Genomic DNA, 23,570 nt, shown 5'->3' on the forward strand with positions numbered 1-23,570 from the left:
AGGCCTGGGCTCTTTTTGCAGGGGCAATACAGCCCAGCGGGTCATAGATGAGTGAAAATACTCAGGCCTCCGTTTCGTGCTCTTAGTGACGAGAATGGGGTTACAAACACTTTTTTCACTGTGTACGTCGTCGAATTAGCTCTTCGCATGAGCCCGATGCCTATCTCTGTCCAACGCAAGGAATCGGGAGATGCCGAATCTGTTTATCAACAGGTTCGGCAAGCCCTTGAACAAGGGCAACCAAGATTGCTCGAGATGACTTGCGAAAAGGTAGAAGGCAAACGCCTCAGCGTTCTCACAAGCGATGTCCTAGCTGTTCAGATTTACGAAAAGACAGCGGCATCCGGGGGGAGCAAACGCCCGGGCTTTTCACTAGACAGCTAATCCCTGTGGGAACAGACACCAACAAACGAGTTCTTCAGTTTGAAGGCGTGAGTTTTTGCTGGCCCGGCGGAACCCGCGCTCTGGATCGCTGCAGCTTCAGCGTTCCAGGGCCAGGTCTGTGGATGCTTGTAGGCAGCAACGGGAGCGGGAAAAGCACCCTGTTTCGAATGATTGGGGGGTTGATCCAACCACAAGCCGGACGAGTGGACTGCAATGTTCAAACGGCCTTGGTCTTCCAAAATCCCGACCACCAACTCCTACTCCCAAGTTGCGGGAGCAACCTTCTCCTCAACCTTCCCCCCACTCTTGCCCCGTCCCTCAAACGCAAGCGGATTGCCCATCTGCTTGAACAGGTTGGACTCGCTGGTATGGCGGGCCGGCAAATTCACACATTGAGTGGAGGCCAAAAGCAGCGCCTGGCAATCGCTGGTGCTCTAGCCAGCGAAGCAAAACTGCTGCTCCTTGACGAACCGACAGCTCTGCTGGACCCATCCAGCCAAAGCTCGGTTTTGGCAACGGTGCAACAGCTGTGTCACCGCTCACTGAATCCACTCACAGCACTGTGGATCACACATCGGCTGGATGAACTGGACCATGCTGATGGCGCAGCAGTCATGAAAAAAGGCAGGATCGGTCATTGGGAGAAAGGCCTTGCTCTGCGCCGCACGCTCAAGGCACTTGCCTAAGTCAGGGCCTGGCAGTTAAGGTCTCGTGGTCTCAATCCTCGGTAGCTCAGCGGTAGAGCGGTCGACTGTTAATCGATTGGTCGCAGGTTCGAATCCCGCCCGGGGAGTTTCAAATGAATGTCATCACCTTCAAAGTGGTGACTTTTTTTTGGCCGTAGCAGCACTATTTTTTCTTCAAACAGAAGAAAATCTGCACTTGATGCCATCCAAATCAGAAGATTTCCTGAAGAGCCGAGCGAGCCAATCTCCGCGCCACAGCACCAAACCCCTGTCAGGCAAACGACTTTTGGGCACATGCCAACCATGAAGGCAAGCACCTGAATTCTGCACAAACTGGTTGATCTTGAGAGAATTACTCCTTAATGACGCGGCACTTCCTCGTCCAACTGTTTTTTCGCCAGCACTTAGATGAAACCTTCCATCCTGCTGATCGAAGACGACCGGGACATGAGCGAACTGGTAGGTGGCCACCTGGAGCACAGCGGTTTTGATGTTCAACGAGCCGACGACGGCATCAAGGGACAGGCACTTGCACTGCAGTACACCCCCGATTTAATCCTGCTGGATTTAATGCTGCCCAACGTGGACGGGCTCACGCTCTGCCAGCGACTTCGCCGGGATGAAAGGACAGCGTCCATTCCTATCTTGATGCTGACTGCCTTGGGTGGTACGAAAGACAAGGTGAGCGGGTTTAATTCGGGAGCCGATGATTACCTCACAAAACCATTTGATCTTGAAGAACTACAAGCGCGGGTGAAAGCGCTGCTTAGGCGTAGCGACAGAGCTCCTATCGGAACCTCCGGCAATCATCACGAGATTCTGAGCTATGGGCCATTGACCTTGGTGCCAGAGCGCTTTGAAGCAATCTGGTTCGATCATCCAGTGCGCCTTACCCACTTGGAATTCGAGCTTCTGCATTGCCTGCTGCAACGCCACGGTCAAACCGTTGCACCCTCTCTGATCCTCAAAGAAGTTTGGGGTTATGAGCCAGACGACGACATCGAAACGATTCGCGTTCACGTTCGTCACCTACGCACAAAATTAGAACCAGATCCACGCAAGCCACGGTTTATCAAAACTGTTTATGGGGCCGGCTACTGCCTTGAGCTGCCCACAGGAGACCAACTCGATGGACTCCAGGATGTTCTCGCTCAGGCGCGCCAGGAACGGGAGCAAAAAGCTGAGGCGACAAATCGGGCCACGGCCTGATCTTCAACGATCAAAGCCCCATCAAATCTAGAAATGTGACTTCCCAGGCCAACCTGGGTTGCACAAATGAAAGCAATTGAACGCGTAGCCGTTCGAGTTTTCGGAGTACCTGCTCATTTTTTTGTTCCATCCAAAGGTGCTGCTGCAGCCAGTTGATCAGCCAAAGCTGTTGCTCGCCATCAAGAGCCTCAGTGAGATCACGCGCGAGCCCCAGAGCCTCGATCGGCTGGGTTGGCAAGGTGTGCAAACGTCCCATCAGATCGGGTGAAACACATGACCATTGCTTGACATGGCCCAATAACGCACCTGGAGAACCACCAGCCATTGCAACCAATTCAGGCTGCATGAGCCCTTGCTTTACAGCTTCTTGGTCGATCTCAGCGGGCAAACGTTGAAGAACTGACTGCATGTCTTCCGCACTGAGCTGGATCAATCGAATCAGCTGACAGCGTGAACGAATCGTGGAAAGCAACCGTTCGGGAGCCGCCGACAACAAGATCAACACTCCATGGCCCGGTTCCTCAAGCGTTTTGAGCAGAGCATTGGCGGCAGCTTCCGCCATCGCTTCTGGCTCCTCGAGAACAACAAGGCCACGCGACGACTCCAGCGGTTGACGTGAGAGAAAGCGGCTGATGTCTCGAATCTGATCCAACCTCACAAGGGGAGGGGTTCGCCGACTCACGCCTGCTTCTTCAGCTTCAGAGCGAGTGATCAAACGCCCCTGGTGGCTGTAGCTGGGTTCAACCCAGAGGAGATCAGGGTGGTTGCGTTCTGCCAAGCGACGCCGCTGGCGTTGATTGCACTGGCCTTCACTGATCACACCCTCGAGGAAGCGCAGAACAGCAAGTCGACGGCCGACGCCTTCTGGACCAGCGAAGACATAGGCAGGAGCGAGGCGCTCCTGCTTCAGGGCTGCCTTTAAAAGGGTCACAGCCAGAGGCTGGCCCACCAGATCTGCAAACAGATCTTGCTCTTCAAGCAACACGTCGCTCATCTCTGCCAAGCCGCAGCTCGGGTGAGCAAGGCCGTTTGAATCGCCTCCGCAACCTCCAAAAGCGGACGATCGGCCACAACCGACACCCAGTCACGTGCCTTACACATGTCAGAAAAGCCCTCGGAAACACGCTCCAAGAAAGCAAGTCCTTCCGCTTCGATGCGGTCTTCCTCGCGGCTTCCGCGCCGCTGAACACTCAATGCCAAAGGAATATCAAGCCATACCGTCATGTCGGGAGTGAGCCCTCGTGTGGCAATTCGCTCAAGATCAGTGATGAGCTCCCGATTGAGACCTCGTCCATAGCCCTGGTAAGCCATCGTCGACCCCGTAAAGCGATCACTGAGCACCCAATCACCCCGCTCTAAGGCGGGCTGAATAACTCGGTCCACGTGTTGGGCACGATCCGCTGCATACAACAACAACTCTGCTGTAGGCCCAGGGTCAGCATCTTGAGGGGGATGGAGCAAAAGCTGACGAAGGCTTGTCCCCAGGGCCGTTCCCCCTGGTTCTCGAGTCACAACCAGCCGAGATTCATCAGGCATCAGTCCGCTTTTGGGAAGCCAACTGGACAGCTGCTGAAGCTGGGTGGTTTTGCCACAACCATCAATGCCCTCAAGCACCAGCAGTCGCCCCATCTTCCTGGCCATGGCTAGCGCAGCCGCAAGCTGAGGGCATTCAGCACAACAGACACCGAGCTAAATGCCATGAGCAAGGCCGCCAACGGTGGGGATAACAAGAGGCCAAAGCCAGGCAACAACACACCAGCCGCAATCGGCAAAGCGATGAGGTTATAGCCAAAAGCCCAAATCAAGTTCTGACGAATTTTGGCCATCGTTCGCCTGGCCAAGCAAAGCGCCTCAGGCACCGCCTCAAGCCTTTCCCCGAGCAGCACAAGGTCAGCGGTGTCCTGTGCGATCTGGGTTCCAGTGCCCACTGCGATGCCAAGGTCGGCTGCCGCCAAGGCGGGGGCATCGTTGATGCCATCACCCACCATCGCCACAGATCCCTGCTCGCGCAAAAGCTCAAGTCGTTCAAGTTTTTGATGCGGCAAGAGCTGCCAAGCCAGATCAGCGTCGGCGAAACCAAGCTCACGTCCCACCCGTTCAACGGTCTGGCGACGATCCCCACTCAACATGGCGACGGACTGGCCCTGATCTCGTAAGCGATGGATCGCGAGCGATGCATCCGGGCGGAGTCGATCGTCGACGGTGACAAGACCCAGTGGATTCTCAGCCAAAGCAACAGCCACTAACGACTGCCCTCGTTGGACAACCGAATCGAGCGTTTGCTGCTGTTGCTCCGTCCAGGACACCCCTTGCTCACTCAGCCATTCAGGGGAGCCAACGCGCACCAGGCCATCCACTCCTTGCAAACGGCCCTCCATTCCTGCACCAGGAGTTGTGCGGCTGGACTCGACGCCTAGAAGGGGCAGCTGAAGTCGTTGTGCCTCCTGCAACAGCGCATGGGCGAGAGGATGCCGGCTCGTTTGCTCAAGACTGGCCGCCAGCTGAAGCGTTTGAGATGGATCTTCGCTCGCTAATACCGAATCAACCAGGGGCCGCCCGAGCGTGAGCGTGCCCGTTTTATCGAACACCATGCGCTGGACGGAGGCTGCCAACTCGATGACATCACCGCCTCGAAACAACCAGCCCTGCTTCGCTGCCAAGCCCGACGAGACGGTGATCACGGTGGGAGTAGCCAACCCAAGAGCACAAGGGCAAGCCACCACAAGCACCGCAATGGAGAGCTGGAGAGCTAGACCAAGTGGCGTCTCAGCGCCAGCACCAAGAGAGCCATGCAGACCATGCGCATGGCCGTGATCCAACATCGCGACAGGAACATCAAGAACTTGAGGCCAGAGACGACAACCGACTTGCCACCAAAACAAGAACGTGAGAATGGCAAAACTCACCACCGCATAACAAAACTGGCCGGCCACACGATCGGCAAGGCCCTGAATCGGTGCCTTCCTAGCCTGAGCTTGCTCCACCAAATCAATGATCCGAGCCAGAGCGGTTTCACGACCAATGCGCTGCACCTCAACGATCAAGGTGGCCTCCAGGTTGAGGCTGCCGGAACTGAGCTCAGCGCCTGGAGAGGCATCCAGAGGTAGAGGTTCCCCAGTCAGGCTGGAAAGATCCACAGCCGAATGCCCCTCACGCACGATTCCATCCACGGGAACGCGATCGCCGGCCAAAAGCTGAACATGTTCTCCTGGTCGCAGCGCCGAAACAGATACCTCACGGATCGCGCCATCGTCCATTAACAGTCGCGCAACATCGGGCTGGAGAGCCGCTAAGTCTTGTAGCGCTCGGCCCGTCCGACGACGCGCCCGCTCTTCTAGAAAACGACCTAGCAATACAAAGCCCAAGAGCATGACTGGCTCGTTGAAGAAGCAGGGCCAACCCACCTGAGGCCAAGCCAAAGCAACCAAGCTGGCCAAATAGGCACTTCCAACACCAAGGCTGACCAGGGTGTCCATCGTTGGCACCCCCATTCGGGCTGAGCGCCATCCGGAGATCAGGATGGGTCGGCCTGGCCCCACCAAAGCAACAGTGGCCAAGCCAGCGTGAAAAGGGAGCGAACCAAGGGGTGGAACGTGGACGGTTCCGGCTTCCGCCAGATGACCCACCACGGACAAAACGAGCAAGACAAGAGCGACGATTAACTGACGCCACTGCTTCCACCAACCCCAACTGCGATCGGCCTCAACCGCTGCACCGAAGGCATTTGTCTCGCGAGGATGGGCACTGAAACCACGGGCCGTTAAGGCCTCAACGACTCCATCAAGATCAGCAACCGAATCATTTTCAAAGCGAAGCCAAGCGCTGCGAGTTACAAGATTCACGCTGGCTTCGCACACCCCGGGTTGATCCAGGAGCGTGCGCTCAACCGAACGCACGCAACCACCGCACTTCATTCCCTCCACGTCTAAAAGCATCGTGGGAGGTGAATTTGAGGCGTTAGCGGAATTTGTCACAACTGCAGAACGCATTCTTGAACGCTAGGCAGGGCTGCGGATTCCAGTCAGGATGGAATCACACGTTTTTGGGTTTCCTGTGCCGCGCAGCAATCGAAACGACAATTTTATCGACAAAAGCTTCACGGTCATGGCCGATCTCATCGTGAAGCTCCTGCCGATTAATGCCCGGGCCAAGGAAGCATATGTGTATTACCGCGACGGGCTCTCCGCCCAAAACGACGGCGATTACGCCGAAGCCTTGGAAAACTACGAGGAAAGCCTGAAGCTTGAAGAAAACGCGATCGACCGGGGCGAGACCCTCAAAAACATCGCCATCATCTACATGAGCAACGGCGAAGAAGAGCGAGCGCTGGAGACCTACCAAAAAGCATTGGATGAAAATCCCAAACAACCCTCATGCCTGAAAAACATGGGTCTCATTTATGAAAAACGTGGTCGCACCGCGGAAGAAGAGGGACGTCGTGATGATGCCGATGGCTGGTTTGATCAAGCAGCAAACGTTTGGACCCAAGCCGTCAGGCTGAATCCAGGTGGTTACCTCGACATTGAAAACTGGCTGAAATCAACCGGCCGCAGCAACGTGGACGTGTACTTCTGAGGGTCATGCTTCGTGATCAACAGGATTCACACCAAGGGCTAAGACAAGCGCTTCGGTGATCGAGCCAGCTTCGTGCAGCTCCAAGTTCAAGCTGGCCTCCCCCTTTCCGAGTCCACACCCTTTAGGAACCACTGCTCGTCTGAATCCAAGACGGACGGCCTCTTGCAAGCGCAGCTCCAACTGCCCAACAGGCCTGAGCTGCCCACCCAGGCCCAGTTCACCAAGCAGGACGGTACCTGCCGGCAAGATGAGATCGCGATAACTCGCCACAACAGCAGCAGCCACACCCAAATCAGCCGCAGGTTCCTCTACATCGAGGCCACCAGCCACAGCGAGGTAGCAATCGAAACGTGACAGGGGCAGGCCCATGTGCTTTTCGAGCACCGCCAGAATCTGATGCAAGCGATTCACAGCAATCCCTGTGGCCGTGCGTCTTGGACTCGCATAGCTCGTGGTGCTGACTAATGCCTGGAGATCTACAACAAGAGGCCTGGTGCCCTCACAGGCAACAATCGTCGCAACTCCGCTGGCCTCATCACCACTCAGGAACAACTCGCTCGGGTTGTTGACCTCAATGAGACCTTGGCCCTGCATTTCGAACACGCCGAGTTCATGAGTGGCACCAAAGCGATTTTTAACGGCACGCAGAAGTCGATGACTGGCAAAACGATCCCCCTCAAAGGTGAGCACGGCGTCTACCAAGTGCTCAAGGACCTTCGGTCCTGCTAACAGGCCCTCTTTGGTCACGTGGCCGACAAGCAGCAAAGCCGTGTTCTGACGCTTGGCTAATCGCTGCAGAGACGCGGCACATTCCCGCACTTGAGCAACAGATCCCGGAGCGCTCGACAGGTTGGCGTCATGCAGGGCCTGAATGCTGTCGATGATTGCAACATCGGGCTGCAGAGCCTCGAGCTCCTCCAACACCAACTCAAGGTCTGTTTCGGCAAGCAGTTGAAGTCCCTCGCTCTCTCCACCCAAACGCAGCCAGCGCAACTTCACTTGCTGAGCTGATTCCTCAGCGCTGACATACAGAACGGAAAGCCGGTTCGCCATGACCGATGCGCTTTGAAGCAGCAACGTGCTTTTACCGATCCCTGGGTCACCCCCTACAAGCACCAGCGAACCCGGTACAACGCCACCGCCCAAGACGCGATCCAATTCTGGGTAACCGCTCTCGAGACGTTGAATCGGCCGATCACCCAGATCGGCCATGGCGGTTGAACGTCGCGCCACTGGAGCCTTTGCTGACTCGGCAGGAGCGCGTCTGCGCCTGCCGTCGTGTTTCGGAGCGGTTTGCTCGACCAAAGAATTCCAGCTACCGCAACTACTGCAGCGGCCAAAAAACTGCCGAGTCTGCGCACCACAGCTCTGACAAACAAAAATTGAAGCGGGTCGGGACACGTCGAACTATGAAGAAAGTTGGCTTTCGGTGAATGAATGGGGCCTCCATCCATTTATCTGTAGCCAATACCAGTACGAAATAAGTTCGGATATGACGGCCACAGCCGCCAGCAAGGAAACCATTCTCGTTGTCGACGACGAGGCCAGTATTAGACGCATTCTGGAAACCCGCCTGTCGATGATTGGTTACAACGTTGTAACCGCCTGCGACGGCACTGAAGCTCTCGAAAGCTTTGAACAGTGCAATCCAGATCTGGTGGTCTTGGACGTGATGATGCCAAAGCTTGACGGCTACGGCGTTTGCCAAGAATTACGCAAGGAGTCGGATGTTCCGATCGTGATGCTCACCGCCTTGGGTGATGTTGCAGACAGGATTACCGGGCTTGAGCTCGGTGCTGACGACTATGTCGTTAAACCGTTTAGTCCCAAAGAGCTTGAAGCAAGAATTCGCTGCGTTCTGCGCCGCGTTGAGAAAGAACAGGTCGCTGGAATTCCCAACTCTGGGGTGATTCAAGTCGCAGATCTACGCATCGACACCAATAAGCGTCAGGTGTTCCGAGCCGATGAACGGATCCGCCTCACCGGAATGGAGTTCAGCCTCCTGGAGCTGCTCGTGGGTCGCTCTGGAGAACCCTTCAGCCGCGGTGAGATCCTGAAGGATGTGTGGGGATATACACCTGAACGTCACGTGGACACCAGGGTCGTGGATGTTCATATCTCACGGCTTCGCTCCAAACTAGAAGACGACCCGGCCAATCCCGAGCTGATCCTCACGGCTCGAGGAACCGGTTACTTGTTCCAGCGCATCATCGATTCCGTTGCACCCGAAGGATCCTGAGTACAGCCCGGCCGACGAAGCCCGGAGCAAACCACGCCGATCAAAGGCGGTAAGAAGACTTGTGATTTGGTATCGGCGCAATAGTGCCGTGACTAGTCTCGTCGACACCGCTACCACCTCTGCCAGCGCTGCGGGCAACGTGGCTGAATCGGTCGGATCGATGGCAGGAAGCGTCGTCACCAACGCCGGAAGCATGGCTGGACAGATGCTCCAACCGGTGATGGACCCGCTGCGACGCCTGCAAACCACGGAGGTTGGTGATGACGGAGTCATCCATGACAGCGATCGCCTTTGGGTAGCTGTCGATGGAATGGGTGGAGATCATGCCCCTGGGGAAATCCTGGAGGGTTCTCTTCAAGCGATCGCTCGGCTGCCCTTACGGATCCGATTTGTCGGCGAAACCAACCGGGTCATGGAGGCTGCTGAGGCCTCTGGACTCAAAGAACCGCTCAACAACGCGATCAACGCAGGGCACCTGGAGCTGATCCCCAGCGGACCTTCCGTGGAAATGCATGAGGAAGCCACTGTTGTGCGCCGGAAGCGTGATGCCAGCGTCAATGTCGCCATGGATCTAGTGAAGCGCGGAGATGCCTTGGCGATTTACTCCGCGGGAAATTCTGGTGCTGTGATGGCTTCTGCCATCTTTCGCCTTGGTCGCCTTGCCGGGATCGATCGACCCGCCATTGGAGCACTGTTCCCCACCAAAGACCCAGGCCAGCCTGTGCTGGTCTTGGATGTGGGAGCAAACATGGACTGCAAACCTGCCTACATGCATCAATTTGCTTTGCTCGGCAACATCTATTCCCGAGACGTTCTCCAAGTCGATCGCCCGCGAATTGGCTTGCTCAACATTGGCGAAGAGGAATGCAAAGGCAATGAACTAGCGCTACGCACCCATGAATTACTTCGAGAGGAAACCCGTCTTCATTTCGCAGGAAATTGCGAAGGAAGAGATGTTCTATCTGGTGAATTTGATGTGGTGGTTTGCGATGGCTTCACAGGCAATGTGCTGCTGAAATTCCTTGAATCCGTCGGAAGTGTTCTGCTTGGCGTGCTCAGGGCTGAGTTACCGAGGGGGCGCCGCGGCAAAGTTGGCTCAGCCTTCCTGCGCAGCAATCTCAAACGCATCAAGAAACGGCTCGATCACGCTGAACATGGCGGCGCACTTCTCCTTGGTGTGAATGGGATTTGTGTCATCGGTCATGGAAGCAGCAAAGCCCTATCCGTCGTGAGCGCTCTGCGCTTGGCCCACTCCGCTGCAAGTCATGGCGTGATGGACGATCTCGCCGAACTCAGCAAGCCAGCACCACTCAAAAGCTGAAGCATCCTGTCTGGACTGTGATTGACTGACGCCACTGACAGCGCTTCCACATTGGCTGGATCTCCCCCACCCTTCCGTGGCATGGCTCTGGTCGCAAGTGGCAGCGCCCAGGCGAACCAAACCATCAGCAATGCTGCCCTCAGCGAGCGGGTGGAGACCAGTGACGAATGGATTCGCACCCGCACCGGAATTCAGTCTCGGCGCGTCAGCACTCCGGACGAATCGCTGAACGATCTGGCGATCCGGGCTGGGCAACAGGCCCTGGCCATGGCCCAGTGGGAACCTGACAGCCTCGACCTGGTGTTACTCGCCACGTCCACCCCTGATGACCTGTTTGGATCAGCACCAAGAGTTCAGGCCGGATTAAAAGCGCACAACGCCGTTGCGTTTGACCTCACGGCTGCCTGCAGCGGCTTTCTATTTGCGCTCGTGACAGCCGCCCAGTACCTGCGAACAGGCGCCATGCAACGGGTGCTGGTGATCGGCGCCGACCAGTTAAGCCGCTTTGTCGACTGGGACGACAGAAGCACCTGTGTGCTCTTCGGTGACGGGGCTGGCGCTGTTGCCCTCGAAGCCACCTCTGCAGAGTCCGATGGCTTACTGGGTTTCCGGTTGCGCAGCGACGGCAGCCGCGGCCATTCTCTGACCTTGCCGCAGATCCCTACCAGTCTTCCTCTGGTCAACACCACCCGCCATCAATGCGGCGGCTATCTGCCGATTCAGATGAATGGACAAGAGGTATACAAATTTGCCGTGCGCGAAGTGCCAGCCATCCTCAAGACGCTGCTAGAGCAAACAGCCACAACCCCAGACCAATTGGACTGGCTGCTGCTTCATCAAGCCAACCAGCGCATTTTAGATGCAGTAGCGGATCGATTTTCCATCCCTCACTCCAAGGTCTTGAGCAACTTGGCGAACTACGGCAACACCTCAGCCTCCACGATCCCGCTCATGCTTGACGAAGCCGTGCGCGACGGGCGCGTAGCACCTGGTCATCTTTTAGCGAGTAGTGGCTTTGGGGCTGGCCTCAGTTGGGGGGCTGCATTGTTGCGTTGGCAAGGTCCCGCCTAGGCTCCGAGCCATCTTTACCTGCTAACGATGACGATTGCCTGGGTGTTCCCCGGACAGGGGTCTCAGAAGTCAGGCATGGCTGAGCCCGTGCTGACCCTTCCCGGAGCGGAAGAACGATTTGCACTTGCTTCCCGTCTGCTGGGCAGAGATTTGCTGGCGATCTGCCAAGGAGAGGCTGATACGCAAGTCGATCCCTCTGATCTCAACGACACCCGCAACACCCAGCCAGCGCTCTTCGTCGTTGAAAGCCTGATTGTTGATGAACTCCGCAGACAAGGGCGCGAGCCAGCGTTTGTGGCTGGCCACAGTCTCGGAGAACTCGTTGCTCTGTATGCCGCAGGTGTCTTTGATGTGACCACGGGTCTTGAGTTGATGCAGCGGCGCTCAGAGCTCATGGCAGCCGCTGGAGGCGGAGCGATGACTGCCGTGATCGGCTTTGATCGCGATCAACTTGAAAGCCTTGTCCACAGCACGGATGGCGTGGTCATCGCCAATGACAACAGCGCTGCCCAGGTTGTGATTTCAGGGAACCCCGAGGCGGTAACAAGTGTGAGTGAGCAACTCACCTGCAAGCGCGCGATTCCTCTGGCCGTCTCCGGAGCATTTCACTCGCCATTGATGGCAGAAGCGTCTGCAGCGTTCAAGGTTCACCTGGAAAGCCTGGCTTTCGAAGATGCTGGCTTCCCGGTGCTGAGCAACACAGATCCAACCCCATGCCGCGACGCCGCTCAACTAAAGCAGCGCTTGACTCAACAGATGACCACGGGCGTTCGCTGGAGAGAGACCATGGAAACGCTGACGTCAGCCGGGGTTGACACTTTGATCGAAGTGGGACCAGGGAATGTCCTCAGTGGCCTGGCCAAAAGGGCCATGAAGGGTGTCACGACCGCCCAGCTCTCGAGCTCCGCTGATTTAGGTCTCTAAGAAGCCATGTCCCCTCTTGTGCCCAGCCCGAGCGACGGCTCTGCTGTAGTGACATCCGTCACGCCAAAACCGAGCCTGATGTACCAGCTCGTGAGCTACTTGCTGGTGTTTCCTGTCTTTCGGGGACTCTTAAGAGGGCGGACCAGTGGCAACGCCTTGGTGCCACTTCAAGGCCCCTTGGTGGTAGTCGCAAATCATGGATCCCATCTCGACCCACCCTTACTTGGCCACGCCCTGGGACGTCCTGTGGCGTTCATGGCCAAAGCCGAGCTGTTCCGGATTCCAATCTTGGGGGGCATTATTAGCGCCTGCGGTGCTTACCCGGTGAAACGGGGAGCAAGTGATCGAGAAGCAATCCGTACAGCAACAGCTCGACTTGACGAGGGCTGGGCGATCGGTGTCTTTCTTGATGGCACCCGTCAAACTGACGGCCGCGTCAATCAACCAAGACCTGGTGCAGCCTTACTTGCTGCACGCAGCGGAGCCCCCCTTCTCCCTGTGGCAATCATCAACAGCCATCGCGCCCTCGGCGCAGGGAGTGGCTGGCCAAGGCTTGTTCCCGTTGCTCTTCGCATCGGAGAACCAATCCCTGCGCCAACCAGTCGGAAAAAGCCTGAGCTGGAGGCCACCACCCGTGAGCTTCAGCGGCGAATTAATGCCTTGATCGATCAAGGCGTGGGAAATCCCTGAGGCCAATTCCGAAGAACCCAAGGCTTGAGATCTTGACCTGTGATGACCCAGGTCAACGCCCTGATCCCATCACTCAAGCGCTTACCCAGAGTCTCCTCACGACAGGATAGCTGACAAGCAACAGGCACCCCAGTGAGACGAATCCCTCGGCTTCCCGCCACCAGCCGTCCCACGGTCATGGCACGGGGCAAATGATCTTCACTGGTGACCAGATAAATGTGCTTCACACCATCGCGTTTCAAGTCATCCACCAAGGATGTGAAATTCGTAAAGGTGTCTTTGGCTCTGTAATCGAGCACAACCCTGCTCTGATCCAGCCCCGCATCCCGTACAAGCCATTGGGCGTACTCCGGATTGCTGCCACCACTCACCACTAAAGGAAGCTCAAGTTGCTGCGCCAAGCGCAGCCCGACCCGTTCACGATCGAGATCTCCTCCGAGCACGAGAATGCGTTGCGGAGGCTCAACGGTGGTGAGAGCCTCACGAAATGGCTTTAAAGGGCCCGTAGTGCTGACCCACACCAGAGCAGCAAAGACAACTAACGAGGAGCGCCAACCTGGGGCCATTAGACGGGGCCCACAGGAGACGTGGGATAAATCGGCAGCACAGGCTCCCAAGGACCTGGAATAGCCTCCTGCTCCCAGTGGCAACAACGCTCCAGCAGATGCTGCACATCCGACGCCACATCAAGCTGCATGGTCAGAGCTGGCGATGGGTCTTCGTCCTCTCTGAGTAAACGAGGACGCTCCAGCTCTTCCACAGGCACTGAGCCAGAACATAGGCGGTAGCGCCCAGCCACTCGACCACGACGGGGAAGGGTCTGAACGATCGAAAAAGGCTCCAAAGCCTGACTGGCCGACAAGAACACGGATAACCGTGGTGCCATCAACGCGAAACTGCTTTCACCATGCAAAGGGCAACCCAACTGTTGGGCCAGGGTGCGAGCCATCACAACGGTCAAGCGAGTCCCTGTGAACCCTCCCGGCCCTGTACTGACGGCCAAACGGCCAATCGAAGCCCATTCCGCTTGTGGGAGCAGTTCCTCGACAGCAGGAATCAAACCATTGGTGAGCTGACGTCCCATCGGTCGAGACAGGATGCGAGTTCCCTCAGCAGGATTTTCGGCATCGCAAACTGCCAGACCGAGATTTTCACTCGAACTATGCATAGCCAGCAGCCAACGGCTCATCGCGGCAACTCCTGATCAGGGCGCAATCGCTTCCATCGTCCGTAATCAGCCTCAAAGCTGGTGCAAGCTCGTACATCCCATTCCACGCCGACGCCACCACCGCTGAGGTCATGAAGACTGATGTGAATGCGTGGATCTTGAGGACTCACGTCAGGATTGTCATTGAGATGGGCCACACCATGCTGCCGTTCCACCGCGTGATAGGCCTGACAGCGATCCACCCAGCGGCAATCCACGCAGATGCACATGCACCCCACCTCTGAAGAGGATTCCATTCTGGAGGGGGATGCCAGCCTCATGGCACGTCAACTCATGACACGGCTGCAGCCGCAACGCTGGCCGATCCCTCTTGATCGTTTACCCGTCGGAACGGTGCTGGTAGGCGGAGCCGTTCGTGACGGATTGCTGAACCGTTTACCAGAGCATCCAGATCTCGACATGGTGGTTCCAGCGGATGCGCTGGGCCAAGTCCGCAAGCTTTCTCAAGAGTTTGGTGGCTCCTGCGTGGTGCTTGATCGAGACAGGGACATGGCCCGCCTGGTGCTGGGGCGCTGGACCATCGATCTCGCAAGACAAGAGGGAGATGCTCTTACGGCTGATCTCATGCGACGTGACTATCGAATCAACGCGATTGCTCTCACCCTCACAACTGAGCCAAAACTGGTGGATCCCAGCGGCGGCATTCCAGATCTGCGCGATCAACGCATCACTGCCATCCACGAACAAAACCTTCTGGATGATCCCCTGAGACTGTTGAGAGCCATCAGACTCTCCTCCGAGCTCTCGATGACGATTGACCAGGGCACCCTGGAAATGATTGCGCGCCATCGCCACCAATTGCCCAAGGTGGCACCAGAGCGCATTCAGGCTGAATTACTGAAGCTGGTTCAAGCCAACAACGCCGATCAGGCGATCCATTTGCTGCACTCGTTGAAATTGATCGCGCCGTGGAGTTCAAATCAACCACAAAAGACGTTCAACGCTCGCGCTTTAACGGCAGAAGAACAACAACTCGCCTTACCGCTAGCGCGCTTAACCCAGTTACTCAGCGATCAAGGAGTCAATGATTTGCGCTTCAGCCGAAAGCAAATTCAACGCTGCTTGCGACTGAGAGCATGGTGGAAGCGAGATCAACAGCAAAGCGCTAGCACTTTGAGTGAGCGTGAGCGCTTAAAACTGCATGAAGAGCTTGAAGAGGATCTCCCTGCTTTCACACTGGCTTGGCCTGTAGAGCGCCAAAATGAATGGCTGCGGCGCTGGCGAGATCAGGACGACATGCTGTTCCATCCCTGTACACCACTGAATGGTCGAACATTGCAGGCAGAGCTTGGTTTGCGTCCAGGGCCCCGATTAGGGGAGCTGATTCAGCATCTTTGCCTTGAACGAGCCTTTGGTCGAATTCGAAGCCAAGACGAGGCCATTCAGTGTGCACGCGCTTGGATGAACAAGCCGCTGTGATTAACTGACTTGCCTTAACGACAGCGATCGGCCTGATAGGCAGTTTTCTTCTCTCTCTCCCCCCCGTCTCATGAGCGTGCGTCTTTACATCGGCAACTTGCCGCAAACATTTGAAGCCAAAGAGTTGGAGACCCAACTCACCAGCGTGGGGGAGGGAATCCGCTTCAAAACCGTTCTGGACCGCGAAACGGGCGCATGCCGCGGCTTCGGTTTCGCAAATGTCGACGATGAAAAAGTCGCTGATGCTTTGATCGAGCAATTCAACGGAAAGGATTTCAACGGCAATACCCTGCGGGTGGAACGCTCTGAACGACGCGAGAGCAACGCCGGCGGCGGCGGTGGTCGTCGTGGCGGTCCCGGTGGTCCCGGTAATGCCCCAGGTTCAGCACGGAAAGCCGTGAACAAGGTGGTTCACAGCGACGCAAAAGCTGAATCTGCACCCGATCCTCGCTGGGCTGGAGAATTATCCAAACTCAAAGATTTGCTTGCAGATCAGAAAACAACAGCCTGATTTAGCTTTGGCTTTGTGATCACTTAGCGAGACTGAGCGATCACAAAGCATCGAGGAAGCTCAAGTGCTTTAGATAATTTGCCCACGAAGGCACGTTGATTAAAAACGTCATACTTATTGCGCTCAATCTCATCGAGGATTCTGCTGTAAAGACGAAGAGAGGTCCAAACAGGCCAGCGCGCATCGGCAGATAACCAGCGCACTCCAGCTTCCGAGCGAACAAACCATTCCCTGGCACGGGCCAGTTGAAATGTCATCAGCTCAATCCAGGCATCATTGATCCTTCCGGCCAAAAGGTCCTCCTCACTTACACCAAAGTGATGCAGATCTTCCTGCGGCAGATAGATACGTCCTCGTGCACGATCTTCTCCAACATCACGGAGAATGTTAGTCAGTTGATTCGCAATCCCTAAAGCAACAGCTGCATCGGAAGGGTCTGGGCAATCACTCCATGGCGCAGAAGTGTATGCCTCGTCAACACCCATAACTCCCTGGGTCATCAAGCCAACGGTTCCAGCAACGCGATAGCAGTAGAGCTTTAAATCTTCAAAGGTTGGGTAGCGGGTCCACGACAAATCCATCCGCTGGCCCTCGATCATGTCGAGATAGGGCTGTATGTCCTGTGGAAATCTCTGCAAGGTGTCCAGCATCACCGCATCCAGCTCATCCGCGACATGGCCGCTAAAGAGCTCTCTTGTTTTTTCTTCCCAACGGTCAAGTCGCTCGGCAAGCTCATCAACCGATCGAGATTGAGCCTCCTCGCTGTCCATGAGCTCGTCGGTCCGTCGACACCAGACGTAAATGGCCCAGATTGCCCGCCGCTTCTCCAGTGGGAGGAGCAACGTGCCCAAATAAAAAGTCTTTGCCCACTCAGCTGTCTCACGGCGACAAGCCTCGAAGGCTGCATCGAGATCCGAAGCTGCGAGGGTCATGACTCAGGCCGAGACCGGCTCGCTGACAGAAGACGATGATGACAGTTGATCGCGCTTGCGGTCCACAGCTTCAGCGCAAAGCTTGCCGCTCAACACTGCCCCTTCCATGGAAGCCAAATAACGCTGCATCGTGTAGTCACCTGCCAAGAAAAAGTTTTTAATTGGGGTTGTTTGATCAGGCCGAAGCTGCTGGCATCCAGGCGTAGTTTTATAGACAGATAAAGGGGTTTTTACAACTTTAGACTTACGAAGCTTTGCAGGATTATCAGTTCCAAAATGCATTGGGAATAATTTCTTCAGCTCACCCATGGTCGCCTCAATAATATCCTCATCACTCCGGCCAATCCAATCCTTCGCAGGAGCGAATACAAGCTCAAGCATCGATCGATCTGGATCTTCGTACTCCTTGCAAGCGATGCTCATATCGGCGTAAACGCTCAGCAAGGGCGAACGACTGAAGAGCAAGTGATCGATATCCGTGAGCTTTCGGTCAAACCAAAGATGAATATTGATCACCGGCACTCCGCGTAGACCATCCAACTTGCGAAAAACATCCATTTGTTGCCATGGCTCTGGTATCAAAAGTTTGAAAGGATCCACAGGAAGTGCACTGACATAAGCATCAGCAACAAGATCAAAACTTTCCTTGCCCTTCACCCCGCCAATGTGAAAAGCAGCAACGCTTCCATCAGGGTTGAGCTTGATTTCTCTTAATGGGCTATCCAGATGCACCTCACCTCCTAGCGATTGAACATGCTCCACAATCGGGTCACATAGACGCTCAGGAGGTGCTCCATCAAGAAATGCCATTTGGGAACCATTTTTTTCCTGCAGGAAACGATTCAGGGCAGTCAGCAACACTGTTGATGAAATCTCATCAGGGTCAATAAAATTCAATGCCTTACTCATGGCAATGAACACTTCATCATTAACGCGCTCAGGAATATTGTGAAGCTTGAGCCATTCAGTCCAAGAATATTTATCGCACTCTTCAACATAACCCTGGCCTCTCAGCATCGCTGGAACCAATCCGATGCCAAAACTGATTTTTTCTGGCCAAGACAGCATGTCGTTGTTACCAAGAATTGCTGCAACACCATTAATAGGTGCCGGTAAATCCGGAAAGTCGAATCGGCTGTAAGTACCAGGCTCCTCTGGCTGATTAAAAATCATCGAATGGCTCTTCCATTGGAGCCTGTCCTCAATATTCAGTTCTTTAAACAACTGCAGCATGTTCGGGTAAGCACCGAAAAAAATATGCAAGCCCGTTTCGTACCAGTCGCCATCTTCATCTTTCCAAGCCGCAACTTTGCCGCCAAGCACGTCCCTGGATTCCATAAGGATGGGGGTATGACCGGCGTCCGCCAGATATTTCGCGCAGGAGAGACCAGCCAGTCCTGCTCCCGCAATGGCGATACGCATGCTTCAAACCATAATTTGAAGACAACCTTAAAAGGATCACTGCCCGCTTCGCTTCCTACAGTTCTCACCAACCGCAAGCGCGGTGTCCTTACGCGATACAAGCCCCATGGCCGACACCCTGCTGAAGAGCACCACTCGCCACGTGCGTCTATTCACAGCTCGAGTGAATGAAGGGCGGCTCGTTCCAGACCCCAATCAGCTCACTCTCGACCTGGATCCAGACAACGAATTCCTATGGAATGACAGCTGCATCCAGACAGTTCAACAACGCTTCCGTGAGCTGGTTGAAGCCCATGCAGGCCAGCCTCTGAACGATTACAACCTTCGCCGAATCGGCTCAGAACTTGAGGGAAGCATTCGCCAGCTCCTACAGGCAGGTCAGCTGAGCTACAACCCTGATTGCAGGGTTCTGAATTACTCCATGGGCCTGCCCCGCACACCTGAACTGCTGTGAGCCGCTCCCCCTATGACCGTCCACGGGGCGGAAATCCACGTCGTCCTGACGAGCGCAGAGGAGGTCGGTACAGCCCTCCGCCACCTGGCAACAACGAGGGTGGGGATGGAGGCGGTCGTTTCAACACGACCAGAATTGCTGTCCTCGCCGGAGTTCTGGTGGTGGGAATCGGAATCGGCAGTGCTCTCACGAGCACCACGCAGGGAGATCAAGGCAACATCGCAAGCAGTGAGCAACTTGATTTAGCGGTACCAGACCCCGAGTTTTGCAAGCAGTGGGGTGCCAGCGCCTTTGTGATGGACATTGAGATGTATACGACCATGAACCCATCCAGCAGCTTCGTGACGCAACCCACCCTTCAACCAGGCTGCGTCATTCGCCGAGAAAACTGGGCCGTCTTACGTAAGGAAGGAGCGATCACCGCCGCTCAGGAACGGCAATGCAAACAAAGAATGAACACCTTCGCTTACATCGGATCAGTGAGAGACAAACCTGCTGTTCGCTGTGTTTACCAAACAGATATCACTCAAAACAAATTTCTAACCAAAGGGATCGCTGACGACACTGTTGGTCTCACCCCAGAAGCTGATCAGTTCTAAGAGGCGTCAAAAACTGTGGGCATGGGTTCTGGCCCTACGGCCGCAGTCCTTGGCTGACGCAAAGGACTATCGGCACTAGCAAACACAGGCAAAACATCACACCGAAATGCTTCGGCCGCCCGTGAGCAGTAGCGCGCTGGATGGGTAATCAGCCTTAACTGGCGCTTCACCTGCAGACCCGCGACCGATGGCTTGTGCAAGCTGCCTGCCGTGAGCTCCCTCTCAATCGAGACCACCGGAAGGAACGCGGCACCCAAGCCGGATTGCACAGCATTTTTGATGGCCTCAAGAGAATTGAGCTCCATCTCAATCCTCAATCTCTGCACATCCAAACCAGAACGAGCCAGGAGCTTGTCCACCATTTTCCTAGTGGTGGACTGGGCATCTAAACAAACAAATCCCAATCGATACAGATCCTCCTTGCTGAGCTCTGGCAGGCGAGCCAGGGGATGCTTCACCGGAAGCACCAACGCCAATTCATCACTTGCGTAAGGGACCACCTGAAGCAACTCATTCAACTCGGCAGGTAACTCACCGCCAATGATCGCCAAATCGATCTGACCATTCGCCACGCTCCATCCCGTTCGTCTTGTGCTGTGAACATGCAGCTGCACTGCCACGTCTGGAAATTTTTGCCGAAAGAGACCAATCATTCGGGGCATTAAGTAGGTCCCCGTGGTTTGGCTGGCACCCACGACGAGAGAGCCTCCCTTCAAGTTGTGCAAGTCATCTAGAGCACGACACGCCTCATGGCATTGACTCAGAATTCGGTCGCAATAGCTCAGCAGCAAGTGACCGGCTTCGGTGAGCTGAGCCTTGCGGCCGCCGCGGTCAAACAAAGACACCTCGAGCTGCTTCTCTAGGTTCTGGATCTGCAAACTGACCGCTGGCTGCGTGACGTAAAGACTGTCTGCAGCTTTTTTAAAGCTGCCTTCACTGACGATGGCGCGGAGAATACGCAGCTGATCCAGTGTGAAAGGCAGATCGGCCATAAGCGACAGCCGACCGGGCGGGGATAGCTCCAAAACTTTAGAGGGAAAGAACCCACCGCCCTTCACAATTAGCCTTCACGCAGCAACTCTTTGGATGAGCTCCTAGGCGGCGGAATGCATCACTCCAGCTTGGTGATGCTGTTGCTGCTCTTGGTCTTCGCTGTCATTCACAGCGGTGGGGCTGCCCTTCGCACTCGCGCTGAAGCCAAAATCGGTGCCAGGGCCTGGCGAGTGCTGTTTGCCGCCCTGAGTATTCCCTCCGCAGTTGTGGTGATCGGCTACTTCCTTGCCCATCGGTATGACGGCCTAAGGCTCTGGAATCTTCAAGGTGTGCAGGGATTGATACCCGTGATTTGGGTGCTGACAGCCATCAGTTTTCTATTCCTCTATCCAGCCACCTACAACCTGCTTGAAATTCCTGCTGTCCTGAAGCCGCAAGTGCGGCTCTACGCCACAGGAATCATTCGAATTAGCCGTCATCCTCAAGCCGTTGGTCAGGTTCTCTGGTGCTTTAGCCATGCCCTTTGGATCGGAAGCAGCTTCATGGTCGTGACCTGCATTGGCCTGATCGGACATCACCTTTTCGCTGTATGGCATGGAGACCGACGTTTAAAGGCTCGGTTTGGTGATGACTTCGTGAAGCTGAAACAAAGCACATCCGTACTGCCTTTCGCCGCTGTCCTTGATGGACGCCAGACCCTGATTTGGAGCGAGTTGCTGCGGCCAGCACAACTTGGCATCGCGATCGCGGTAGGGGTTTTTTGGTGGGCTCATCGCTTCATCTCATTGGGAGGGATCGCGTTCCTTCACTCACGTCTTGAAGGGCTTTTGAGCTGAGCTGCCTACACTCATTCCACTCTGCTTCACTCGGATGCCTTCGGCTGCCGATTCCGCCTGGCTGATCCCAGTGCTCCCTCTTGTTGGGGCATTGATCACTGGGCTTGGTCTGATTAGCTTCAATCGCACCATCAACCGGCTCAAAAAACCGGTGGCCTTGTTGCTGATCAGCTGCATTGGCGCTGCAGCGGTCATCAGTTATGCCGTTCTGTTCGAGCAGTTGAGTGGAGCTCCCCCCGTTGAGCATCTATTCATCTGGGCGAGTGCGGGTGACTTCAGCCTTCCGATGGGGTACATCGTCGACCCACTTGCAGCTGTGATGCTCGCCTTGGTTACCACGGTGGCGCTGCTGGTGATGATTTATTCCCACGGCTATATGGCCCACGACAAGGGCTATGTGCGCTTCTTTACTTATTTGGCGATCTTCAGCAGCTCCATGTTGGGGCTCGTGGTCAGTCCCAACCTTCTGGAAATTTATGTGTTCTGGGAGCTGGTGGGGATGGCCTCCTACCTTTTGGTTGGCTTCTGGTACGACCGTGAAGGCGCCGCTCACGCCGCCCAAAAAGCGTTTGTCGTGAATCGTGTTGGTGATTTCGGACTCCTGCTCGGGATCCTCGGGCTCTATTGGGCCACGGGAAGCTTCGGATTCCAAGGCATTGCCGATGGGTTATCAGCAGCAGTTAGCAGTGGCGTAGTGCCGGGATGGGCAGCTCTGGCTCTCTGCCTCTTCGTTTTTATGGGGCCAATGGCCAAGTCAGCCCAATTCCCCCTTCACGTTTGGCTGCCTGACGCCATGGAGGGACCTACACCAATCTCTGCCTTGATCCACGCGGCCACCATGGTCGCGGCAGGTGTTTTCCTTGTGGCCAGGTTGGAACCTCTTTACGCCCAGTTCCCTGCTGTGGGCACGTTCATCGCGGTGATTGGAACGATCACCTGCTTCCTGGGAGCCTCGATCGCTCTAACCCAGATGGATCTCAAAAAAGGACTTGCCTACAGCACTGTGTCGCAGTTGGGATACATGATGCTGGCCATGGGCTGCGGCGCGCCCGTTGCGGGCATGTTCCACCTCGTGACCCATGCCTTCTTCAAGGCAATGTTGTTCCTTGGCTCGGGATCTGTGATCCATGCCATGGAAGATGTGGTGGGTCACGAACCTGTCCTCGCCCAAGACATGCGACTGATGGGTGGACTTCGCAAAAAGATGCCGATTACAGCCATCACTTTTTTGATCGGTTGTGTGGCCATTAGCGGCATCCCACCCCTGGCAGGCTTCTGGAGCAAAGATGAAATCCTCGGCCAAGCCTTCAACAGTTACCCCCTGCTCTGGGCTGTTGGCTTTGCCACTGCAGGTATGACCGCCTTTTATATGTTCCGCCTCTACTTCCTGACCTTCGAGGGTGAGTTCCGAGGCAATGATTCAGCTCTACAACAAGAGCTCATGGCGGCCGCAGGAAAGAAAGCTGAGGAGGGTCACGACCACCACTCCGCAGGAAGTGTTCACGAGTCGCCCTGGTCCATGACCCTTCCGCTAGCGGTTTTAGCTGTGCCCTCAGCGCTAATCGGCTTGCTCGGAACACCCTGGAACAGTCGCTTTGCTGGGCTGCTGAACCCTGAAGAAGCAGCAGAAATGGCCGAACACTTCAGCTGGGGAGAATTCCTTCCGCTCGCAGGAGCCTCCGTTGCGATTTCCGTCACTGGTCTCACGGTTGCCGTCCTCGCCTACGCCCTCCGCCGGATCGACCTCGGCGTTCTGGTTGCAGCTCGCTTCCCAACCATCAATGCCTTCCTGGCAAACAAATGGTATTTGGATGCGATTAACGAGAAGTTGTTTGTACGCAGCAGCCGAAAGCTGGCCCGTGAGGTGCTCGAAGTGGATGCAAAGGTTGTGGATGGCGTGGTGAATCTCACCGGACTGCTCACCCTTGGCAGCGGGGAAGGCCTCAAATACTTTGAAACCGGCAGAGCCCAGTTCTATGCACTCATCGTGTTCGGCGGAGTGATTGCCTTAGTGGTCCTCTTCGGTGTCCTGGGCTAAACGATCCTTTGATTCCGAACCTTCAGGAGTGAGGGTTAT

At 55.7% G+C, this 23,570-nt stretch carries 25 protein-coding genes and 1 tRNA gene; 16 read left to right on the plus strand and 10 right to left on the minus strand.

The annotated features are described in order from the left end of the window. Positions 1-120 precede the first annotated feature (120 nt). The 4 genes from SYNC_RS11855 to SYNC_RS11875 all read left to right on the plus strand — a co-directional run bounded on the left by SYNC_RS11855 (position 121) and on the right by SYNC_RS11875 (position 2,279). Positions 121-384, plus strand: a complete 264-nt coding sequence (locus SYNC_RS11855; protein ID WP_041426744.1) for a hypothetical protein — start codon at positions 121-123, stop codon at positions 382-384. Positions 385-389: 5 nt separating this feature from the next. After that, positions 390-1,070: an energy-coupling factor ABC transporter ATP-binding protein gene (locus SYNC_RS11860; protein ID WP_041426745.1), complete on the plus strand. Its 681-nt coding sequence runs from the start codon at positions 390-392 to the stop codon at positions 1,068-1,070. Positions 1,071-1,105: 35 nt separating this feature from the next. Continuing rightward, a tRNA-Asn gene (locus SYNC_RS11865) sits at positions 1,106-1,177 on the plus strand. 301 nt (positions 1,178-1,478) lie between these two features. Beyond that, on the plus strand, positions 1,479-2,279 hold the full coding sequence (locus tag SYNC_RS11875) for a response regulator transcription factor (protein ID WP_011620483.1): 801 nt from the start codon (positions 1,479-1,481) through the stop codon (positions 2,277-2,279). A 10-nt stretch (positions 2,280-2,289) separates the two neighbouring features. Here SYNC_RS11875 and SYNC_RS11880 read toward each other — a convergent pair whose 3' ends face one another. Genes SYNC_RS11880 through SYNC_RS11890 form a run of 3 tightly spaced genes read right to left on the minus strand, consistent with a single transcriptional unit; the run spans position 2,290 to position 6,268 of the window. Continuing rightward, complete coding sequence (locus SYNC_RS11880) at positions 2,290-3,273, minus strand: DNA polymerase III subunit delta' (protein WP_041426747.1); 984 nt, start codon at positions 3,271-3,273, stop codon at positions 2,290-2,292. Then, positions 3,270-3,920, minus strand: coding sequence for a dTMP kinase (gene tmk, locus SYNC_RS11885; RefSeq protein ID WP_237699221.1), 651 nt, complete (start codon positions 3,918-3,920; stop codon positions 3,270-3,272). Before tmk ends, SYNC_RS11880 begins: the two co-directional genes overlap by 4 nt. Before the next feature lie 2 nt (positions 3,921-3,922). Continuing rightward, positions 3,923-6,268, minus strand: a complete 2,346-nt coding sequence (locus tag SYNC_RS11890; protein ID WP_041426748.1) for a cation-translocating P-type ATPase — start codon at positions 6,266-6,268, stop codon at positions 3,923-3,925. A 37-nt stretch (positions 6,269-6,305) separates the two neighbouring features. Here SYNC_RS11890 and SYNC_RS11895 point away from each other — a divergent pair, with 37 nt between their 5' ends. Beyond that, positions 6,306-6,854, plus strand: coding sequence for a photosystem I assembly protein Ycf3 (locus SYNC_RS11895; protein WP_369791613.1), 549 nt, complete (start codon positions 6,306-6,308; stop codon positions 6,852-6,854). 3 nt (positions 6,855-6,857) lie between these two features. On the opposite strand, the gene radA is transcribed toward SYNC_RS11895, so the two are convergent. Then, on the minus strand, positions 6,858-8,255 hold the full coding sequence (gene radA / locus SYNC_RS11900; RefSeq protein WP_011620488.1) for a DNA repair protein RadA: 1,398 nt from the start codon (positions 8,253-8,255) through the stop codon (positions 6,858-6,860). 91 nt (positions 8,256-8,346) lie between these two features. Between radA and rpaB the strand changes: the two genes are divergently transcribed. The 5 genes from rpaB (at position 8,347) to SYNC_RS11925 (ending at position 13,099) form a co-directional block, all read left to right on the plus strand. After that, the gene (gene rpaB, locus SYNC_RS11905) at positions 8,347-9,093 is read left to right on the plus strand and encodes a response regulator transcription factor RpaB (protein ID WP_011620489.1); all 747 of its coding nucleotides are present in this window, start codon (positions 8,347-8,349) and stop codon (positions 9,091-9,093) included. Beyond that, positions 9,074-10,414 (plus strand): phosphate acyltransferase PlsX, encoded by a 1,341-nt coding sequence (gene plsX / locus SYNC_RS11910; RefSeq protein WP_011620490.1) that lies wholly within the window; start codon positions 9,074-9,076, stop codon positions 10,412-10,414. Before rpaB ends, plsX begins: the two co-directional genes overlap by 20 nt. Before the next feature lie 81 nt (positions 10,415-10,495). Further along, positions 10,496-11,485: a beta-ketoacyl-ACP synthase III gene (locus tag SYNC_RS11915; RefSeq protein WP_041427123.1), complete on the plus strand. Its 990-nt coding sequence runs from the start codon at positions 10,496-10,498 to the stop codon at positions 11,483-11,485. 27 nt (positions 11,486-11,512) lie between these two features. Further along, positions 11,513-12,409: an ACP S-malonyltransferase gene (gene fabD / locus SYNC_RS11920; RefSeq protein ID WP_011620492.1), complete on the plus strand. Its 897-nt coding sequence runs from the start codon at positions 11,513-11,515 to the stop codon at positions 12,407-12,409. Between the two features lie 6 nt (positions 12,410-12,415). Then, on the plus strand, positions 12,416-13,099 hold the full coding sequence (locus SYNC_RS11925; protein ID WP_011620493.1) for a 1-acyl-sn-glycerol-3-phosphate acyltransferase: 684 nt from the start codon (positions 12,416-12,418) through the stop codon (positions 13,097-13,099). Here the strand turns inward: SYNC_RS11925 and SYNC_RS11930 are convergent. From SYNC_RS11930 to SYNC_RS11940, 3 genes are read right to left on the minus strand one after another with little or no spacing between them, the layout of a single operon-like run. Continuing rightward, positions 13,078-13,665, minus strand: coding sequence for a YdcF family protein (locus SYNC_RS11930; protein WP_011620494.1), 588 nt, complete (start codon positions 13,663-13,665; stop codon positions 13,078-13,080). The genes SYNC_RS11925 and SYNC_RS11930 overlap by 22 nt on opposite strands. Further along, complete coding sequence (gene tsaB, locus SYNC_RS11935; RefSeq protein ID WP_011620495.1) at positions 13,665-14,288, minus strand: tRNA (adenosine(37)-N6)-threonylcarbamoyltransferase complex dimerization subunit type 1 TsaB; 624 nt, start codon at positions 14,286-14,288, stop codon at positions 13,665-13,667. The genes SYNC_RS11930 and tsaB overlap by 1 nt, the downstream gene beginning before the upstream one ends. Further along, on the minus strand, positions 14,285-14,536 hold the full coding sequence (locus tag SYNC_RS11940) for a Ycf34 family protein (protein WP_041426749.1): 252 nt from the start codon (positions 14,534-14,536) through the stop codon (positions 14,285-14,287). Before SYNC_RS11940 ends, tsaB begins: the two co-directional genes overlap by 4 nt. Positions 14,537-14,585: 49 nt before the next feature. On the opposite strand from SYNC_RS11940, the gene SYNC_RS11945 reads away from it, so the two are divergent. Together SYNC_RS11945 and SYNC_RS11950 are read left to right on the plus strand one after the other, a co-directional pair. Beyond that, complete coding sequence (locus tag SYNC_RS11945) at positions 14,586-15,746, plus strand: CCA tRNA nucleotidyltransferase (protein ID WP_011620497.1); 1,161 nt, start codon at positions 14,586-14,588, stop codon at positions 15,744-15,746. A 70-nt stretch (positions 15,747-15,816) separates the two neighbouring features. Then, a complete protein-coding gene (locus tag SYNC_RS11950; RefSeq protein WP_011620498.1) occupies positions 15,817-16,257 on the plus strand; it encodes an RNA-binding protein in 441 nt (146 codons plus the stop codon). Between the two features lie 23 nt (positions 16,258-16,280). Here SYNC_RS11950 and SYNC_RS11955 read toward each other — a convergent pair whose 3' ends face one another. Then, a complete protein-coding gene (locus SYNC_RS11955; RefSeq protein WP_011620499.1) occupies positions 16,281-17,189 on the minus strand; it encodes a phytoene synthase in 909 nt (302 codons plus the stop codon). A 3-nt stretch (positions 17,190-17,192) separates the two neighbouring features. Beyond that, positions 17,193-18,611 (minus strand): 15-cis-phytoene desaturase, encoded by a 1,419-nt coding sequence (gene pds, locus SYNC_RS11960; protein WP_011620500.1) that lies wholly within the window; start codon positions 18,609-18,611, stop codon positions 17,193-17,195. A gap of 106 nt (positions 18,612-18,717) precedes the next feature. Between pds and SYNC_RS11965 the strand changes: the two genes are divergently transcribed. Both SYNC_RS11965 and SYNC_RS11970 read left to right on the plus strand, forming a co-directional pair. Continuing rightward, positions 18,718-19,065, plus strand: a complete 348-nt coding sequence (locus tag SYNC_RS11965) for an NAD(P)H-quinone oxidoreductase subunit M (protein ID WP_011620501.1) — start codon at positions 18,718-18,720, stop codon at positions 19,063-19,065. Further along, positions 19,062-19,664: a DUF3172 domain-containing protein gene (locus SYNC_RS11970; RefSeq protein ID WP_011620502.1), complete on the plus strand. Its 603-nt coding sequence runs from the start codon at positions 19,062-19,064 to the stop codon at positions 19,662-19,664. Before SYNC_RS11965 ends, SYNC_RS11970 begins: the two co-directional genes overlap by 4 nt. On the opposite strand, the gene SYNC_RS11975 is transcribed toward SYNC_RS11970, so the two are convergent. Beyond that, positions 19,661-20,656 (minus strand): LysR family transcriptional regulator, encoded by a 996-nt coding sequence (locus SYNC_RS11975; RefSeq protein ID WP_011620503.1) that lies wholly within the window; start codon positions 20,654-20,656, stop codon positions 19,661-19,663. The genes SYNC_RS11970 and SYNC_RS11975 overlap by 4 nt on opposite strands. Before the next feature lie 114 nt (positions 20,657-20,770). On the opposite strand from SYNC_RS11975, the gene SYNC_RS11980 reads away from it, so the two are divergent. Both SYNC_RS11980 and SYNC_RS11985 read left to right on the plus strand, forming a co-directional pair. Then, positions 20,771-21,493, plus strand: a complete 723-nt coding sequence (locus tag SYNC_RS11980) for an NnrU family protein (RefSeq protein ID WP_011620504.1) — start codon at positions 20,771-20,773, stop codon at positions 21,491-21,493. 34 nt (positions 21,494-21,527) lie between these two features. After that, positions 21,528-23,531, plus strand: a complete 2,004-nt coding sequence (locus tag SYNC_RS11985) for an NAD(P)H-quinone oxidoreductase subunit 5 (RefSeq protein WP_011620505.1) — start codon at positions 21,528-21,530, stop codon at positions 23,529-23,531. Positions 23,532-23,570: the final 39 nt, after the last annotated feature.

It is taken from the genome of Synechococcus sp. CC9311, assembly GCF_000014585.1.
In the GTDB taxonomy this organism is placed as follows: Bacteria; Cyanobacteriota; Cyanobacteriia; order PCC-6307; family Cyanobiaceae; genus Synechococcus_C.

Bases quoted from the DNA above. Each gene is read 5' to 3' on its own strand.
- SYNC_RS11875 (WP_011620483.1), top strand. From the start codon at position 1,479: ATGAAACCTTCCATCCTGCTGATCGAAGACGACCGGGACATGAGCGAA.
- SYNC_RS11880 (WP_041426747.1), bottom strand. From the start codon at position 3,273: ATGAGCGACGTGTTGCTTGAAGAGCAAGATCTGTTTGCAGATCTGGTG.
- tmk (WP_237699221.1), bottom strand. From the start codon at position 3,920: ATGGCCAGGAAGATGGGGCGACTGCTGGTGCTTGAGGGCATTGATGGT.
- SYNC_RS11890 (WP_041426748.1), bottom strand. From the start codon at position 6,268: ATGCGTTCTGCAGTTGTGACAAATTCCGCTAACGCCTCAAATTCACCT.
- SYNC_RS11895 (WP_369791613.1), top strand. From the start codon at position 6,306: ATGGAATCACACGTTTTTGGGTTTCCTGTGCCGCGCAGCAATCGAAAC.
- rpaB (WP_011620489.1), top strand. From the start codon at position 8,347: ATGACGGCCACAGCCGCCAGCAAGGAAACCATTCTCGTTGTCGACGAC.
- SYNC_RS11915 (WP_041427123.1), top strand. From the start codon at position 10,496: ATGGCTCTGGTCGCAAGTGGCAGCGCCCAGGCGAACCAAACCATCAGC.
- fabD (WP_011620492.1), top strand. From the start codon at position 11,513: ATGACGATTGCCTGGGTGTTCCCCGGACAGGGGTCTCAGAAGTCAGGC.
- SYNC_RS11925 (WP_011620493.1), top strand. From the start codon at position 12,416: ATGTCCCCTCTTGTGCCCAGCCCGAGCGACGGCTCTGCTGTAGTGACA.
- SYNC_RS11930 (WP_011620494.1), bottom strand. From the start codon at position 13,665: ATGGCCCCAGGTTGGCGCTCCTCGTTAGTTGTCTTTGCTGCTCTGGTG.
- tsaB (WP_011620495.1), bottom strand. From the start codon at position 14,288: ATGAGCCGTTGGCTGCTGGCTATGCATAGTTCGAGTGAAAATCTCGGT.
- SYNC_RS11940 (WP_041426749.1), bottom strand. From the start codon at position 14,536: ATGTGCATCTGCGTGGATTGCCGCTGGGTGGATCGCTGTCAGGCCTAT.
- SYNC_RS11945 (WP_011620497.1), top strand. From the start codon at position 14,586: ATGGCACGTCAACTCATGACACGGCTGCAGCCGCAACGCTGGCCGATC.
- SYNC_RS11950 (WP_011620498.1), top strand. From the start codon at position 15,817: ATGAGCGTGCGTCTTTACATCGGCAACTTGCCGCAAACATTTGAAGCC.
- SYNC_RS11955 (WP_011620499.1), bottom strand. From the start codon at position 17,189: ATGACCCTCGCAGCTTCGGATCTCGATGCAGCCTTCGAGGCTTGTCGC.
- pds (WP_011620500.1), bottom strand. From the start codon at position 18,611: ATGCGTATCGCCATTGCGGGAGCAGGACTGGCTGGTCTCTCCTGCGCG.
- SYNC_RS11965 (WP_011620501.1), top strand. From the start codon at position 18,718: ATGGCCGACACCCTGCTGAAGAGCACCACTCGCCACGTGCGTCTATTC.
- SYNC_RS11975 (WP_011620503.1), bottom strand. From the start codon at position 20,656: ATGGCCGATCTGCCTTTCACACTGGATCAGCTGCGTATTCTCCGCGCC.
- SYNC_RS11980 (WP_011620504.1), top strand. From the start codon at position 20,771: ATGCATCACTCCAGCTTGGTGATGCTGTTGCTGCTCTTGGTCTTCGCT.
- SYNC_RS11985 (WP_011620505.1), top strand. From the start codon at position 21,528: ATGCCTTCGGCTGCCGATTCCGCCTGGCTGATCCCAGTGCTCCCTCTT.